The sequence below is a fragment of the Streptomyces sp. NPDC057136 genome, from assembly GCF_042670885.1.
In the GTDB taxonomy this organism is placed as follows: Bacteria; Actinomycetota; Actinomycetes; order Streptomycetales; family Streptomycetaceae; genus Streptomyces.
This window is the reverse complement of record NZ_JBHUUV010000007.1, coordinates 132,427-147,336: the sequence shown is the minus strand read 5'-3', so window position 1 is coordinate 147,336 and position 14,910 is coordinate 132,427. Positions and strand designations below refer to the sequence as shown.

The window sequence follows — 14,910 nt, the reverse complement described above, 5'->3', positions numbered from 1 at the left end:
CGGGTCCGGGTGGACCCGGCCGGTTCAGGTCTGCCGGGAGAGGACCGTCTCGACGGTGTCCGCCTCCTCCGGCCGCTTGTCCTCGCGGTAGCGCAGCACCCGGGCGAACCGCAGAGTGACCCCGGCCGGGTAGCGGGTGGAGCGCTGGAGGCCGTCGTAGGCGATCTCGACGACGAGTTCGGGGCGCACGGTCACCACGTGGCCGTCGTCGCCGGTGGACAGCTCGCCCAGCCGTTCGGTCTGCCAGGTGAGGATGGTGTCGGTGAGCCCTTTGAAGGTCTTGCCGAGCATGACGTACGAGCCGTCGGCCCCCCGCGCCCCGAGATGCAGGTTGGAGAGCTTCCCCGTCCGCCGCCCATGCCCCCATTCCGCCGCGAGCACCACGAGGTCCAGGGTGTGCACCGGCTTCACCTTCAGCCAGGAGGCACCGCGCCGGCCGGCGCTGTAGGGCGCGTCGAGGCTTTTGATCACCACTCCCTCGTGCCCCCGCGCCAGCGTGGTGGCCAGGAACGCGACGGCGGCCTCGCGCGGACCCGCTTCGGCAGGCTCCGCGACGAGGACGCGGCGGACGCGCATCCGCTCCGGAACCAGTCCGGCCAGCGCCGTGTGCCGTTCGGTGAAAGGCAGGTCGAGGAGATCCCGGCCGTCGACCGACAGCGCGTCGAAGAAGACGGGCACGACGGGGACGGTGGCCGCCGCACCGGCCACATCGCGCCGGGAGCCCACCCGGGCGGCGGTCTCCTGGAACGGGCGGGGGCGGCCGTCGGCGCCGAGCGCGATCACCTCGCCGTCGAGAATGAACCGCTCACCGGGGAAGTCGCGTACAGCCGCGGCGATTTCCGGCAGGCGCTCGGTGATGTCGTCGAGCGTCCGGGTATAGAGGCGGACCTCGTCACCGTCCCTGTGTACCTGGACGCGGATGCCGTCCAGCTTCTCCTCGACGACGCAGGAGTCGAGCTTGTCGATCGCTTCGGTGACCGAGCGGGCGGTGTGCGCGAGCATCGGCAGGACGGGGCGGCCCACGGTCAGCCGGAACGCGCCGAGCGCCTCCGGCCCCCGCGCCAGCAGTTCACGGGCGACCGCTTGCAGCGACCCGGCGAGCATCACGGCCCGCCGTACGTCCTCGGGCGGCGCCCCGGCGGCCCGGGCGAGCGCGTCGGCGGCGACGGCGTCCAGGGCGCCCTGGCGCACCTCACCGGTGAGCAGGGCGCGCAGGAAGCGCTGCTCGTCGGCGGTGGCACCGCCGAGGAGCCGTTGGAGGCGTGCGCGGCGGCCGGTCTGGGAACCGGCGCCCGACAGAGCACCGATGGCCGTCAGCTCGGCGTCCACCTCCGCCACGGTGAGGGCGGGGTCGGCGGCGGGCGGCACCGGGTCGCCCAGTGTGCTCCAGCCGATGCCGAGCCGCCCCTGCGGAAGGCGGCCGGAGAGATACGGGATGACGATCGGGACGTCGTCCGGTGCGGTGTCCCGGAACAGGTCGGCCAGCAGGGCGACCTTCCGGGACCGTGCCGACGTCGCGGCGACATCCAGGGACACACGGGCGAGCCGGGCAAGCAGCATGCAGTCATGGTGCTACGGCTCGCCGCCCACCGCCCGCGCACGCGGGAGGAAGCGTCAGATGACGTTGAGGGCGGCGGCGCCGCCCACTCCCCCGAGCACCATGAAGACGGGCATCAGCACCTTCAGCTCCACCCAGCTGCCGGCCCGGAAGCGCATCGCCTTCGGCGGTCCGATCGGGTACCAGCGCCTGCGCCCCAGCGGGATCGGCCACAGGATCGGGCAGCCGGAGACGGTCAGCGCATCGCCGATGTCATGGACGAGCGCCCCCAGCACGATGGGCAGCCCGAGCCACAGGTACTCCTGGCCGGGTGCGGTGAACAGCCAGTCGGAGCCGTTGCCCGCCTTGTCCAGGACACCCGCCAGAATCCAGGCGCTGGTCGCCCCCAGGAGCCAGACCAGGACGTCGCTGGACATCCGGGCGGCTCGCCACAGCAGTCCTTCGACGGCGAGCACCAGATGGATGAAGAGGATCGCCAGGACCGCCCACCGGCCGCCGGTGACCGCCGCGACGGAGGCGCCCGCACCGATCAGCACGGCCCACAGCCAGGTGTGGGTCAGGGTCCGGTGGCCGCCGCTCCTGCGCGGGTCACCGGGTCCCCTGGTCGACTTGTAGACGGCGTACGAGAGCTTGTCGACGATCTCGCAGAGGCCCTTGGAGACCGGCCCGAAGGCCCGCGAGATGGTCGCCGACTTGTGGTCGAGGTCGGGGGCGAGCGCGGCACCCGCGCAGATCAGACCGCCCACGACCAGGACGGGCCAGGGCATCGGATGGCCGGCGGCGGCCGCCGCCGCGCCCACCCCCAGCCAGGCCGCTGCCCCTGACAGAGAGTGCGCCGGTCCCATCATGGTCGTTCCCGCCCCCGTAGATCTTGCGTGGCCATGGCCCGTGCGGCGCGGCCGAGTTGAGTGGGCAGCGTATCGTCCGTGATCTTCGGCTGATCCGCCGGTTCCCTCATCCGGGCGGAAGACAGGCAAGATGGGGGTGTGACCCTTATCGATCAGCTGCCCCCGACCGCCGACCCGGACGCCCTCTTCGAGGCCTTCTCGTCATGGACCGAGACCCAGGGCATCACCCTCTATCCCGCTCAGGAAGAGGCGCTGATCGAGGTGGTTTCCGGGGCGAACGTGATCCTTTCCACGCCCACGGGCTCCGGAAAGAGTCTGGTCGCCGCCGGTGCGCACTTCACGGCGCTGGCCCAGGACAAGGTCACCTTCTACACCGCGCCGATCAAGGCGCTGGTCTCGGAGAAGTTCTTCGATCTGTGCAAGCTCTTCGGCACGGAGAACGTCGGCATGCTGACCGGCGACGCCTCGGTCAACGCCGACGCCCCGGTCATCTGCTGCACCGCCGAGGTGCTGGCCTCGATCGCGCTGCGCGACGGCAAGTACGCCGATGTCGGCCAGGTCGTGATGGACGAGTTCCACTTCTACGCGGAGCAGGACCGCGGCTGGGCCTGGCAGATCCCGATCCTGGAACTGCCGCAGGCCCAGTTCGTCCTGATGTCGGCGACACTCGGCGATGTCGCGATGTTCGAGAAGGACCTCACGCGCCGCACCGGCCGTCCCACCTCGGTGGTGCGCTCGGCGAGCCGGCCGGTCCCGCTCAGTTACGAGTACCGGCTGACGCCGATCACCGAGACGCTCACCGAGCTGCTGGACACCCGGCAGTCCCCCGTCTACATCGTGCACTTCACCCAGGCCGCGGCCGTCGAGCGGGCGCAGTCGCTCATGAGCATCAACATGTGCACGAAGGAGGAGAAGGAGAAGATCGCCGACCTGATCGGCAACTTCCGCTTCACCACCAAGTTCGGCCAGAACCTCTCGCGCTATGTGCGCCACGGCATCGGCGTGCACCACGCCGGGATGCTGCCCAAGTACCGGCGCCTGGTGGAGAAGCTCGCCCAGGCGGGTCTGCTGAAGGTGATCTGCGGTACGGACACCCTCGGCGTCGGCGTCAACGTACCCATCCGCACGGTGCTGTTCACCGCGCTCACCAAGTACGACGGCACCCGGGTCCGTACGCTGCGCGCCCGGGAGTTCCACCAGATCGCCGGCCGTGCCGGGCGGGCCGGGTTCGACACGGCGGGCTTCGTCGTCGCCCAGGCCCCCGAGCACGTCATCGAGAACGAGAAGGCCGTCAAGAAGGCGGGCGACGACGTGAAGAAGAAGCGCAAGGTGGTCCGTAAGAAGGCCCCCGAGGGCTTCGTCGCCTGGTCGGAGACCACCTTCGACAAGCTGATCCAGTCCGACCCCGAGCCGCTGACCTCCCGCTTCCGGGTCACGCACACGATGCTGCTTTCCGTGATCGCGCGCCCCGGCAATGCCTTCGATGCGATGCGGCAAATGCTGGAGGACAACCACGAGCCGCGCAAGGCGCAGCTGCGTCACATCAGGCGGGCCATCGCCATCTACCGTTCGCTGCTCGACGGCGGTGTGGTGGAGCAGCTGGACAAGCCGGATGCCGAGGGCCGGATCGTACGGCTGACCGTCGATCTCCAGCAGGACTTCGCGCTCAACCAGCCGCTGTCCACCTTCGCGCTGGCCTCGTTCGATCTGCTGGACGTCGAATCCCCCTCGTACGCCCTGGACATGGTCTCCGTCGTCGAGTCCACCCTGGACGACCCCCGGCAGATCCTCGCCGCCCAGCAGAACAAGGCGCGGGGCGAGGCGGTCGGCCAGATGAAGGCGGACGGGATCGAGTACGAGGAGCGCATGGAGCTGCTCCAGGACGTCACTTACCCGAAGCCGCTGAGCGAGCTGCTGTGGCACGCGTACGACGTCTACCGCACGAGCCATCCGTGGGTCGGTGACCACCCGGTGTCGCCGAAGTCGGTGATTCGGGACATGTACGAACGGGCCATGACGTTCGCGGAGTTCACCTCGCACTACGAGCTGGCGCGTACAGAGGGCATCGTCCTGCGCTATCTGGCGGGCGCGTACAAGGCTCTTGAGCACACGATCCCGGACGACCTCAAGTCGGAGGACCTGGAGGATCTGATCGCCTGGCTCGGCGAGATGGTCCGTCAGGTGGACTCCAGTCTGCTGGACGAGTGGGAGCAGCTCGCCAATCCGGAGGTGGAGACCGCCGAGCAGGCGCAGGAGCGCGCGGACGAGGTCAAGCCGGTCACGTCGAACGCGCGCGCCTTCCGGGTCCTGGTCCGCAACGCGATGTTCCGCCGGGTGGAGCTGGCCGCCCTGGACCGGGTCCGCGAACTCGGCGAGATGGACGCCGAGTCGGGCTGGGACGAGGACGCCTGGGGCGAGGCGATGGACGGGTACTGGGACGCGCACGAGGACCTGGGAACCGGCCCCGACGCCCGCGGGCCGAAGCTGCTGAAGATCGACGAGGACCGGGAGCACGGCCTGTGGCGGGTCTGGCAGGCTTTCGCCGACCCGGCCGGGGACCATGACTGGGGCATCAGTGCCGAGGTCGATCTGGCCGCTTCCGACGAGGAGGGCCGGGCGGTCGTCCGGGTCACCTCCGTGGGGCAGCTGTAACGACGAACCGGCTTCGAGAGTGGAGAAGAACCGTATGACGAACCCCGCCGAGCGCCTGGTCGATCTTCTCGACCTGGAGCGGATCGAGGTCAACATCTTCCGTGGCCGCAGCCCGCAGGAGTCCCTCCAGCGGGTCTTCGGCGGCCAGGTCGCCGGGCAGGCGCTGGTGGCGGCGGGCCGCACCACCGACGGCGACCGCCCGGTCCACTCACTGCACGCCTACTTCCTGCGCCCGGGGCGCCCCGGGGTGCCGATCGTCTACGAGGTCGAGCGGGTACGGGACGGCCGGTCGTTCACCACCCGCCGGGTCACGGCCGTGCAGGAGGGCCGGACGATCTTCAATCTGACGGCCTCGTTCCACCGCCCGGAGGAGGGCGGCTTCGAGCACCAGCTGCCGCCCGCCCGCGAGGTCCCCGACCCCGACGAGCTGCCGACCGTCGCCGACGAGGTACGCGAGCACCTGGGCGCCCTGCCGGAGGCACTGGAGCGGATGGCCAGGCGCCAGCCCTTCGACATCCGTTACGTGGACCGGCTGCGCTGGACGCACGAGGAGATCAAGGACGCCGATCCGCGCAGCGCCGTGTGGATGCGCGCAGTCGGCCCGCTGGGCGACGACCCGCTCGTCCACACCTGCGCGCTGACGTACGCGAGTGACATGACGCTGCTCGACGCGGTCCGGATTCCGGTGGAACCTCTGTGGGGGCCGCGCGGTTTCGACATGGCGTCACTGGACCACGCGATGTGGTTCCACCGGCCGTTCCGGGCGGACGAGTGGTTCCTGTACGACCAGGAGTCGCCGATCGCGACGGGCGGGCGGGGGCTGGCCCGCGGCCGTATCTACGACCGCGAAGGGCAGTTGCTGGTATCGGTGGTGCAGGAGGGACTGTTCCGGCGGCTTGAGCCCTGAGCCCCGTCCTTCGACGAGGCGGGGGCCTCGGACGAGGTGGCGGCCCGGGTCGCCGCACAGGTCTCGGACGCCGGCGAGGTCGCCCGGTCCCGGCAGTTCCCCTTCCGCTATCTGGCCGCACACCGACATACGCCGTCGCAGCGCTGGGCAGCCCCGCTGGAACGGGCACTGAGCCACTCTCTTGCCAACGTACCGGCCCTGCCCGACCGCACGCCGATCCTGGTGGACCGATCCGACTCCATGTTCCGGGACACCGTCTCCGAGCGGTCCAAGCTGACCCGGGCGGACGCGGCGGCGGTGTTCGGTGCCGCGTTGGCGATGCGCGCCCAGCAGGCGGATCTGGTGGAGTTCGGCTGGTCCAGCGCGGCGGTGCCGTTCGCGGCGGGGGAACCGGTGCTCGACGTGCTGAAACGGTTCCACAGCCTCGGGGGCACCCACACCACGAGGGCGGTGCGCGCCTGTTACCGGGAGCACGATCGCGTCCTGATCGTCACCGACGAGCAGGCCGCGCACCACGACCCCGGCGGGCCGGCCGAACCTGTTCCGGCCGGGATCCCGGTCTACACCTGGAACCTGGCGGGGTACCAGCCCGCCCACGGCCCAACGGGCCCCCACCGGCACACCTTCGGCGGCCTCACGGACGCCGCGTTCCGGATGGTCGGCCTCATCGAGGCCGGCCGCCATGCCGCCTGGCCGTGGACTGCCAACCCGGCGTAGCGAGCTCCGGGTGGACCGATACGAGTCCCGTACGGCTCAGATGCCCGGCAGCCTGTCCTGGTCGACCTCGTGGCGGCGGGTGCGGATGTCCGGGGCGGCGGGGTGCAGTTTGGCGTCGCAGGCGGGGCCCAGGCCGGTACGGCGTGACGCCGTGCCGGTGAGAGGGCGTCCGCACATCCGGCAGCGCACCAGACGACGGCCGGTGGCCGCGTCGGTCTCGGGCAGCGGTTCGGCCCCTGGCCCGGCGGGCAGGGCGGGAAAGGCACCGGGAAGAGGCTCTGGTTCGGGGGACGGCACGCACCGATCTTGTCAGGAGCCGCCCCGTCCCGGCCGCACCGAGCAGTGCCCGGGATCAAGCCGTATCCCCCATCCGGGATATCCTCTCTGATATGAGAGAGGCAGAGGGACTGGAGCCCGGCTCCGTCGACGCCCGGCTGGCTGCCCGGCTGGGCGAGCTGCGCACCGGGCACGGGTGGTCGCTCGACGAGTTGTCCCGTCGGAGCGGAGTGAGCCGCTCGACGCTGTCGCGGCTGGAGCGCGGCGAGATGAGTCCGACCGCCGCGCTGCTGGGGCGGCTGTGCACGGTGTACGGGCGGACCATGTCGCGCCTGCTGATGGAGGTGGAGACGGAGCCCCCGCTGCTGGTGCCCGCCGGGCGGCAGCCCGTCTGGCGGGACGAGGCGTCCGGATTCGTCCGCCGTTCGGTCTCGCCGCCGCACGCCGGACTGCGCGGCGAGGTGATCGAGGGCAGGCTCGAAGCGGGCGCCACCGTCTCGTACGAGGACCCGCCCGTACCCGGCCTCGAACAGCATCTCTGGGTCCTGGAGGGCGCATTGGAGATCACGGTCCACGGGAGCGTCCACACGGTGCGCACCGGTGACTGTCTGCGCTTCCGGCTGCACGGCCCCTCCCGCTTCCACTGCCCGGGGCCGGCCCCGGTCCGTTACGCCCTTCTGATCGTCCTCCCCTGACCATGCCCCCACCCCGCGCCGAGAAAGGCACCTGCGACATGACCGAGATCGCCCCCGTCACCGGCCCCGAACTGGTCACGTACGCCGACGAGTTGGCGGCCCTCCTGGTGGAGACCGTCGACGGCGGGTCCTCGGTGGGCTTCCTCGCTCCGCTCGATCGCGGCGAGGCCGCCGCCTGGTGGCGGGAGCGGGCCGCGTCCGTCGACGCGGGCCATCACCTGGTGTGGCTCGCCCGCGACGGGGAAAGGGTGGCCGGCACCATCGGCCTGATCCGGCCGACTCTCCCCAACGCCCGCCACCGCGCCGAAGTGGCGAAGCTGATGGTCCGGCCCTCGGCCCGGGGACAGGGACTCGGCCGCCGTCTGCTCACGGCCGCCGAGGAGACGGCGGCCGGGTCCGGTGTGACGCTGCTGATCCTGGACACCGAGTCGGGCAGCCCCGCCGAACACCTCTACCGCGCGGCGGGCTGGACGGAGTGCGGGTCCATTCCGGATTACGCGGGCGACCCGGCCGGTGTACTCAAGCCGACCACCTTCTACTACAAGACACTGTGCCGCCCCGGCGCGCCCGGGGCGGCACAATGAAGAGCGACACCACGCGAACCGAGGAGTAGCTCCATGACGCTGTACGACATCCCGCTCCACACGCTCACCGGCGAGCCGACCACGCTCGGCGCCTACCGGGGCCAGGTGCTCCTGCTGGTGAACGTGGCCTCGAAGTGCGGGCTCACCCCGCAGTACGAAGGTCTGGAGCGGCTCCAGAAGCAGTACGGCGACCGCGGCTTCACCGTCCTCGGCGTTCCCTGCAACCAGTTCGCGGGCCAGGAGCCGGGCAGCGCCGAGGAGATCCAGAACTTCTGCTCGGCCACGTACGGCGTCAGCTTCCCGCTCCTGGAGAAGCTCGACGTCAACGGTGACGGCCGCCACCCGCTGTACACGGAGCTGACGAAGCTCGCGGACGCCGACGGCTCCGCCGGTGACGTCCAGTGGAACTTCGAGAAGTTCCTGATCTCCCCGGCGGGCGAGCCGGTCGCCCGTATCCGCCCCCGCACCGAGCCGGAGGACTCCGAGGTCATCGCCGCCATCGAGGCCCAGCTGCCGGCCTGACACACGGGGCTCAAGCGCCGGACGGGGTTGAAAATCAAGCCCGTCGAGGGGGTCCCCCATTGCCCTTTAGGTAATGGGGGAGACGAAGCGGTGAGCGGACGACCCGGTGGACCTTTCCGGTCACCGAGCTAGCGGATCGGCATGCCCGACAGCGTGCGGGCGATCACGAGGCGCTGGATCTCGCTGGTGCCCTCGAAGATCGTGTAGATCGCGGCGTCCCGGTGCATCCGCTCCACCGGGTACTCACGGGTGAAGCCGTTGCCGCCGAGAATCTGGATGGCCTGGGCGGTGACCTTCTTGGCCGTCTCGCTCGCGTAGAGCTTCGACATGGAGCCCTCCGCCGAGGTGAACGGCTTGCCCGTGGTCGCCATCCAGGAGGCGCGCCAGACCAGCAGCCGGGCCGCGTCGATCTGCGTACGCATGTCGGCGAGCTGGAAGGCGATGCCCTGGTTGTCGATGATCGGCCGGCCGAACTGCGTCCGCGTCCTGGCGTAGTCGAGCGCGACCTCGTACGCGGCGCGGGCCGTACCGACGGCCATCGCGCCGACGGCCGGCCGGGAGGCCTCGAAGGTGGCCATCGCGGCGTTCTTGTCACGCCCCCAGCCTCCGGCCGGGGGGACCCCCTTCTCGCTTCGCTCGCCGCCACCGGACCTGGCCCGCTCACGAGCCCGGGCCATGCGCTCGTCGAGCTTCTCCTTGCCGCCCAGCAGGCAGCTGCCCGGCACCCGCACGTCCTCCAGGACGACCTCGGCGGTGTGCGAGGCACGGATGCCGTGCTTCTTGAACTTCTGGCCCTGGGAGAGCCCCGCGGTGTCCGGCGGGACGATGAAGGAGGCGTGCCCCTTGGAGCCGAGCTCCGCGTCGACAACCGCGACAACGACGTGGACATTGGCGATTCCGCCATTGGTCGCCCAGGTCTTCGTACCGTTGAGGACCCACTCGTCCTTGGCCTCGTCGTAGACCGCGCGGGTGCGCATCGCGCCCACGTCGGAGCCCGCGTCCGGCTCGGACGAGCAGAAGGCGGCGACCTTCACATCGTTCGCGTCGCCGTACATCTGCGGAATCCAGGTGCCGATCTGCTCCTCGGTGCCGTTGGCAAGGACGCCCACGGCCGCCAGGCCCGTACCGACAATGGAGAGGGCGATGCCCGCGTCGCCCCAGAAGAGCTCCTCCATGGCCATCGGGATGCCGAGGCCCGTGGGGTCGAAGAACTGCTGCGCGTAGAAGTCGAGGGAGTAGATGCCTACCTTGGCGGCCTCCTGGATAACGGGCCAGGGCGTCTCCTCACGCTCGTCCCACTCCGAAGCGGCCGGCCGGATGACATCCGCCGCGAAACCGTGGAGCCAGTCCCGGACCTGCTTCTGGTCGTCGTTGAGATCGAGCGTGAACTCGGCCATGTTCCCCTCCATGCACTGCCGTGATAAACGTACGTTACTTGCGGTAACTACAGTCTGTTACCGGCAAGTAGGCACTGTCAACCACCCGGACTCCGATCCGCGTCATCGCAGAGCAGGGTGTTACGTTGCCCAGGCGTGAAGAAAAGGCATGGCCAGGGGTGGGGAGACACGGCATGGAGACCACACGACAGGCCGAGCGTCAGCGGAGCGCGGCCGAGCGCCGCCGCCGCGAGCTGCTCGAGGCTGCGGACCGGGTGGTGCTCAGAGACGGGCCCAAGGCGTCGATGAACGCGATCGCCGCAGAGGCCGGGATCACCAAACCCATCCTCTATCGCCACTTCGGCGACAAGGGCGGGCTCTACCGCGCACTCGCCAAACGCCACACCGACGCCCTGCTCAGCGCCCTCCGCGCGGCGCTCGACGCGCCCGCCGAGCGCCGGGAGCGGGTCGAGGCGACGCTCGACACCTACCTCGCGGCGATCGAGGCCCGCCCCCAGGTCTACCGCTTCCTGATGCACCCCTCCGACGACGCGGCCCCCTCGCCCGAGCAGGGCTTCGACGTCGGCCGGCACTCGGCCCCGCTGCTGCGCCGTCTCGGCGAGGAGCTGGGCAAGGTGATCGCCGAACGCGTGGACCTCGGTCCGGACAACGAGCAGATGGCCCGCATCTGGGGCCACGGAATCGTCGGCATGATGCACGCGGCGGGCGACTGGTGGCTGGGCGACCGCCCTTGCTCACGCGCCCAGCTGGTGCGCAGCCTCGCCGATCTGCTCTGGGGCAGGCTCGCCGAGGCGGGCGACCGGCCCGGCGGTTCCGGCTTCTGAGCCGCGCTCAGCCGGTCGGCCCCCACGGCGCCCGCCGGACCGCGCGCAGCGCCCTGGCGCGGCGCAGTCCGGTGAGCCGGTCCGTGTAGACGCTGCCTTCGAGGTGATCGCACTCGTGCTGGAGGCACCGGGCGAACCAGCCGGTGCCGGTGATCCGCACCGGATTTCCGTCGACGTCCACCCCGTCGACGACGGCGTGGTCGAAGCGCTCGGTGCCGGCCTCCAGGCCCGGAAGTGAAAGACACCCTTCCGGTCCGCGTACGGTAATGCCGTCCACCTCGATCAGTTTCGGGTTCACGACATGGCCCAGGTGACGAAGATCATCGTCATCCGGACAGTCGTACACGAACACCTTCAGCGGGACGCCGATCTGATTGGCGGCGAGCCCGACACCCTGCGCCGCGTACATCGTGGCGAACATGTCCTCGACCAGTCGGGCGAGGGCCGGCCCGAAGTCGGTGACGTCCTCGCAGGGGCTGTGGAGGACAGGGTCGCCGAAGAGACTCATGGCACGAATGAGTCCGGAACTGCCGGGGATCGGGCGGTTTCGCATGGCGGCAAGCGTACGTTCCGCCGCGGTCCGCACCTTCCCGTGGTGCCGCGGTGCGGTCGTGGCACCGGACATCGATAGGCTGGGCGCGGACCGATGCAAGGAGGATCTAGGACGATGGCAGGCAACACGGAGCCGTTGTCGCCGCGGGCCAAGCTCGCCGTGACGGCGGGCAAGGCCGCGGCGGCGGTGTCGCGCGCTGCGGGGCGCGGCAGCGGATCGGTGATCGGCGGCCGGGTGGCGCTCAAGCTCGACCCCGACCTGCTGGGGCGGCTGGCGCAGCACCTGGACGTGATCCTCGTGTCGGCGACGAACGGCAAGACGACCACCACGAGGCTGATCGCCGAGGCACTGGGGGCCGCTGGGCCCGTCGTGTCGAACGCGCTCGGCGCCAACATGCCGGCGGGGATCACCTCCGCGCTGGCCGGCGGCTCGGACGCCAAGTACGGCGTGATCGAGGTCGACGAGAAGTACCTCGCCGGGGTCGCCCGCGACACGACGCCCAAGGTGATCGCGCTGCTCAACCTCTCGCGCGACCAGCTGGACCGCGCCGCGGAGACCCGGATGCTGGCCGAGAAGTGGCGTGAGGGCCTGTCCGGCTCGAAGGCCGTGATCGTCGCCAACGCCGACGACCCGCTGATCGTCTGGGCGGCGTCCTCCTCCCCCAATGTGGTCTGGGTCGCGGCCGGTCAGGCGTGGAAGGACGACGCCTGGTCCTGCCCCTCGTGCGGTGGCGTGATGCAGCGCCCCGGCGACGACTGGTTCTGCGGCGAGTGCGGTTTCCGCCGCCCCGCCCCGAGCTGGGCGCTGAACGGCGACTACGTACTCGACCCGCACGGTTCGGCCTGGCCGATCCACCTCCAGCTGCCCGGACGCGCGAACAAGGCGAACGCCACCAGTTCGGCCGCGGTCGCCGCCGTCTTCGGTGTGCCGCCGCAGGTCGCCCTGGAGCGCATGTACCAGGTGCAGGCCGTGGCGGGCCGCTACGACGTCGTCACCTTCCTCGGCCGTGAGCTGCGGCTCCTGCTGGCGAAGAACCCGGCGGGCTGGCTCGAAACGTTTTCCCTGATCGATCCGCCGCCCACGCCGGTGATCCTCTCCGTCAATGCCCGTGGCGCGGACGGCACGGACACCTCCTGGCTCTGGGACGTCGACTACACCCAGCTGTACGGCCACCCGATCTTCGTGCTCGGTGACCGCAAGCTGGACCTCGCGGTCCGCCTCGAGGTGGCCGGTCTCGACTTCCGGGTCTGCGAGACGCTGGACGAGGCCGTCCAGCTGGCGCCGCCCGGCCGTATCGAGGTCATCGCCAACTACACCGCCTTCCAGGATCTGCGCCGTCGTGTCGGCAACTGACCCCGGCCCCGGCCCCCTCCGGAGAGGACGAAGCATGAGCAACAACAGCCTGCGGCTGGTGTGGGTCTACCCCGACCTCCTCAGCACCTACGGCGACCAGGGCAACGCCCTCGTGGTGGAGCGCCGGGCCCGGCAGCGCGGTCTCGACGTGCAGCGCGTCGACGTCCGCAGCGACCAGCCCATTCCCACCTCCGGCGACATCTATCTGATCGGTGGCGGTGAGGACCGGCCGCAGCGGCTCGCCGCCGAGCGGCTGCGCCGCGACGGCGGCCTGAGCCGGGCCGCGTCCAACGGCGCGATCATCTTCTCGGTGTGCGCGGGCTACCAGATCCTCGGCCACGAGTTCATCAACGACCTCGGTGAGCGCGAGCCGGGTCTCGGTCTGCTCGATGTGGTCTCCACGCGTGGCGAGGGCGCCCGGTGCGTAGGCGACGTACTCGCGGACATCGACCCGAACCTGGGTCTGCCGCCCCTGACCGGTTTCGAGAACCACCAGGGCGTCACCCATCTCGGCCCGACGGCACGGCCGTTCGCCCGGGTGCAGTTCGGCCGGGGCAACGGCACCGGGGACGGCACCGAAGGCGCGTACAACGACACGGTGTTCGGTACGTACATGCACGGCCCCGTGATGGCACGCAATCCGCTGATCGCGGATCTGCTGCTGAAACTGGCTCTCGACGTGAACGCGCTGCCGCCGACCGACGACCGCTGGTACGAGGCGCTGCGCTCCGAGCGCATCGCCGCGGCGGCGCAGCCCGCCTGAGGCCGTTTCGGCTCAACTGAGCAGCGTCCAGCAGGCGGACGCCCGGTTCGGTCCCGCCACCCTGCGCCGGTAGGGTGGCGGGGATCAAACCGGACGACGTGGTCCGGTCGTCGGCCCCACGTTGCAAAGGTTTCCCGGGCAATGCGAATTGGTGTACTCACCTCCGGCGGCGACTGCCCCGGCCTCAATGCCGTCATCCGTTCCGTCGTGCACCGCGCGGTGGTGGACCACGGCGACGAGGTCATCGGCTTCCACGACGGCTGGAGGGGCCTCCTCGAGTGCGACTACCGCAAGCTCGACCTCGACGCGGTCAGCGGCATCCTCGCCCGTGGCGGCACCATCCTCGGCTCCTCCCGCGTCCAGCCCGCCCATCTGCGTGACGGTGTGGAGCGGGCCAGGGGCCATGTCTCCGATCTCGGCCTGGACGCCATCATCCCCATCGGCGGCGAGGGCACGCTCAAGGCGGCCAATCTGCTCTCCGAGGCGGGTCTGCCGATCGTCGGGGTGCCGAAGACGATCGACAACGACATCGCCTCCACCGACGTGACCTTCGGTTTCGACACCGCCGTCGGTGTCGCGACCGACGCCCTGGACCGGCTCAAGACCACGGCCGAGTCGCACCAGCGAGTGCTGATCGTCGAGGTCATGGGACGGCACACCGGCTGGATCGCCCTGCACTCGGGCATGGCGGCCGGTGCGCACGCCATCGTCGTCCCGGAGCGCCCCTTCGACATCGACGAGCTGACCACACTCGTCGGGCGGCGCTTCTCGGCCGGCAAGAAGTTCGCGATCGTCGTCGTCGCCGAGGGCGCGAAGCCGCGGGAGGGCTCCATGGAGTTCGCCCAGGGCACCAAGGACATCTACGGGCACGAGCGGTTCGCCGGAGTGGCGACGCAGCTCTCCATCGAGCTGGAGCACAGGCTCGGCAAGGAGGCCCGCCCGGTGATCCTCGGCCATGTGCAGCGCGGCGGTACCCCGACGGCGTACGACCGGGTCCTCGCCACCCGCTTCGGCTGGCACGCGGTGGAGGCGGCGCACCGCGGCGAGTTCGGCATGATGACGGCGCTGCGCGGCACGGACATCACGATGGTGCCGCTGGCGGCGGCCGTGGAGACCCTGAAGACGGTTCCGGCGGAGCGTTACGCCGAGGCCGAGTGCGTGCTCTGACCCGCTCGTAGTCACGGACTGCCCCCGGCCGCAGCTGCGGCCGGGGGCAGTTCTACTCTGGACCCGGACAAGCGGCACGAATCGGGGATGTCCC

At 70.6% G+C, this 14,910-nt stretch carries 14 protein-coding genes and 1 pseudogene; 10 read left to right on the top strand and 5 right to left on the bottom strand.

Annotated features, from left to right (window positions below):
• Positions 1 to 24: 24 nt before the first annotated feature.
• Entirely contained in the window at positions 25 to 1,560 is a 1,536-nt protein-coding gene (locus ACFT7S_RS11850) for an ATP-dependent DNA ligase (RefSeq protein ID WP_382730007.1), read from the bottom strand.
• Between the two features lie 54 nt (positions 1,561 to 1,614).
• A complete protein-coding gene (locus ACFT7S_RS11845; RefSeq protein WP_382730005.1) occupies positions 1,615 to 2,406 on the bottom strand; it encodes a metal-dependent hydrolase in 792 nt (263 codons plus the stop codon).
• A 138-nt stretch (positions 2,407 to 2,544) separates the two neighbouring features.
• Here ACFT7S_RS11845 and ACFT7S_RS11840 point away from each other — a divergent pair, with 138 nt between their 5' ends.
• The 3 genes and pseudogenes from ACFT7S_RS11840 to ACFT7S_RS11830 all read left to right on the top strand — a co-directional run.
• Entirely contained in the window at positions 2,545 to 5,058 is a 2,514-nt protein-coding gene (locus ACFT7S_RS11840; RefSeq protein WP_382730004.1) for a DEAD/DEAH box helicase, read from the top strand.
• A gap of 34 nt (positions 5,059 to 5,092) precedes the next feature.
• Positions 5,093 to 5,965, top strand: a complete 873-nt coding sequence (locus ACFT7S_RS11835) for an acyl-CoA thioesterase (RefSeq protein ID WP_382730002.1) — start codon at positions 5,093 to 5,095, stop codon at positions 5,963 to 5,965.
• A gap of 6 nt (positions 5,966 to 5,971) precedes the next feature.
• Positions 5,972 to 6,682 (top strand): annotated as a pseudogene (locus ACFT7S_RS11830) (TROVE domain-containing protein); the annotation flags it as partial.
• Positions 6,683 to 6,718: 36 nt separating this feature from the next.
• Here the strand turns inward: ACFT7S_RS11830 and ACFT7S_RS11825 are convergent.
• Entirely contained in the window at positions 6,719 to 6,979 is a 261-nt protein-coding gene (locus ACFT7S_RS11825; RefSeq protein ID WP_382730000.1) for a DUF6011 domain-containing protein, read from the bottom strand.
• Positions 6,980 to 7,071: 92 nt separating this feature from the next.
• Between ACFT7S_RS11825 and ACFT7S_RS11820 the strand changes: the two genes are divergently transcribed.
• Genes ACFT7S_RS11820 through ACFT7S_RS11810 form a run of 3 tightly spaced genes read left to right on the top strand, consistent with a single transcriptional unit; the run spans position 7,072 to position 8,759 of the window.
• On the top strand, positions 7,072 to 7,653 hold the full coding sequence (locus ACFT7S_RS11820) for a helix-turn-helix domain-containing protein (protein WP_382729998.1): 582 nt from the start codon (positions 7,072 to 7,074) through the stop codon (positions 7,651 to 7,653).
• 38 nt (positions 7,654 to 7,691) lie between these two features.
• Positions 7,692 to 8,237, top strand: coding sequence for a GNAT family N-acetyltransferase (locus ACFT7S_RS11815; protein WP_382729996.1), 546 nt, complete (start codon positions 7,692 to 7,694; stop codon positions 8,235 to 8,237).
• 33 nt (positions 8,238 to 8,270) lie between these two features.
• Complete coding sequence (locus ACFT7S_RS11810) at positions 8,271 to 8,759, top strand: glutathione peroxidase (protein ID WP_382729994.1); 489 nt, start codon at positions 8,271 to 8,273, stop codon at positions 8,757 to 8,759.
• A 128-nt stretch (positions 8,760 to 8,887) separates the two neighbouring features.
• Here ACFT7S_RS11810 and ACFT7S_RS11805 read toward each other — a convergent pair whose 3' ends face one another.
• Positions 8,888 to 10,156 carry an acyl-CoA dehydrogenase family protein gene (locus ACFT7S_RS11805; RefSeq protein WP_382729992.1) on the bottom strand — a complete coding sequence of 423 codons (1,269 nt, stop codon included), beginning with the start codon at positions 10,154 to 10,156 and terminating at the stop codon, positions 8,888 to 8,890.
• 173 nt (positions 10,157 to 10,329) lie between these two features.
• On the opposite strand from ACFT7S_RS11805, the gene ACFT7S_RS11800 reads away from it, so the two are divergent.
• Complete coding sequence (locus tag ACFT7S_RS11800) at positions 10,330 to 10,980, top strand: TetR family transcriptional regulator (RefSeq protein ID WP_382729990.1); 651 nt, start codon at positions 10,330 to 10,332, stop codon at positions 10,978 to 10,980.
• Positions 10,981 to 10,987: 7 nt separating this feature from the next.
• Here the strand turns inward: ACFT7S_RS11800 and def are convergent, their stop codons facing one another.
• Complete coding sequence (def, locus tag ACFT7S_RS11795) at positions 10,988 to 11,533, bottom strand: peptide deformylase (protein ID WP_382729988.1); 546 nt, start codon at positions 11,531 to 11,533, stop codon at positions 10,988 to 10,990.
• Between the two features lie 114 nt (positions 11,534 to 11,647).
• Between def and ACFT7S_RS11790 the strand changes: the two genes are divergently transcribed.
• The 3 genes from ACFT7S_RS11790 to ACFT7S_RS11780 all read left to right on the top strand — a co-directional run bounded on the left by ACFT7S_RS11790 (position 11,648) and on the right by ACFT7S_RS11780 (position 14,816).
• Entirely contained in the window at positions 11,648 to 12,886 is a 1,239-nt protein-coding gene (locus ACFT7S_RS11790) for a MurT ligase domain-containing protein (protein ID WP_382729986.1), read from the top strand.
• Between the two features lie 34 nt (positions 12,887 to 12,920).
• A complete protein-coding gene (locus tag ACFT7S_RS11785; RefSeq protein WP_382729984.1) occupies positions 12,921 to 13,649 on the top strand; it encodes a type 1 glutamine amidotransferase in 729 nt (242 codons plus the stop codon).
• A gap of 141 nt (positions 13,650 to 13,790) precedes the next feature.
• Entirely contained in the window at positions 13,791 to 14,816 is a 1,026-nt protein-coding gene (locus tag ACFT7S_RS11780) for a 6-phosphofructokinase (RefSeq protein WP_382729982.1), read from the top strand.
• Positions 14,817 to 14,910: the final 94 nt, after the last annotated feature.

Coding starts and splice junctions, on each gene's coding strand:
- ACFT7S_RS11850 (WP_382730007.1), bottom strand. CDS start 1,560: ATGCTGCTTGCCCGGCTCGCCCGTGTGTCCCTGGATGTCGCCGCGACG.
- ACFT7S_RS11845 (WP_382730005.1), bottom strand. CDS start 2,406: ATGATGGGACCGGCGCACTCTCTGTCAGGGGCAGCGGCCTGGCTGGGG.
- ACFT7S_RS11835 (WP_382730002.1), top strand. CDS start 5,093: ATGACGAACCCCGCCGAGCGCCTGGTCGATCTTCTCGACCTGGAGCGG.
- ACFT7S_RS11820 (WP_382729998.1), top strand. CDS start 7,072: ATGAGAGAGGCAGAGGGACTGGAGCCCGGCTCCGTCGACGCCCGGCTG.
- ACFT7S_RS11815 (WP_382729996.1), top strand. CDS start 7,692: ATGACCGAGATCGCCCCCGTCACCGGCCCCGAACTGGTCACGTACGCC.
- ACFT7S_RS11810 (WP_382729994.1), top strand. CDS start 8,271: ATGACGCTGTACGACATCCCGCTCCACACGCTCACCGGCGAGCCGACC.
- ACFT7S_RS11805 (WP_382729992.1), bottom strand. CDS start 10,156: ATGGCCGAGTTCACGCTCGATCTCAACGACGACCAGAAGCAGGTCCGG.
- ACFT7S_RS11800 (WP_382729990.1), top strand. CDS start 10,330: ATGGAGACCACACGACAGGCCGAGCGTCAGCGGAGCGCGGCCGAGCGC.
- def (WP_382729988.1), bottom strand. CDS start 11,533: ATGCGAAACCGCCCGATCCCCGGCAGTTCCGGACTCATTCGTGCCATG.
- ACFT7S_RS11790 (WP_382729986.1), top strand. CDS start 11,648: ATGGCAGGCAACACGGAGCCGTTGTCGCCGCGGGCCAAGCTCGCCGTG.
- ACFT7S_RS11785 (WP_382729984.1), top strand. CDS start 12,921: ATGAGCAACAACAGCCTGCGGCTGGTGTGGGTCTACCCCGACCTCCTC.
- ACFT7S_RS11780 (WP_382729982.1), top strand. CDS start 13,791: ATGCGAATTGGTGTACTCACCTCCGGCGGCGACTGCCCCGGCCTCAAT.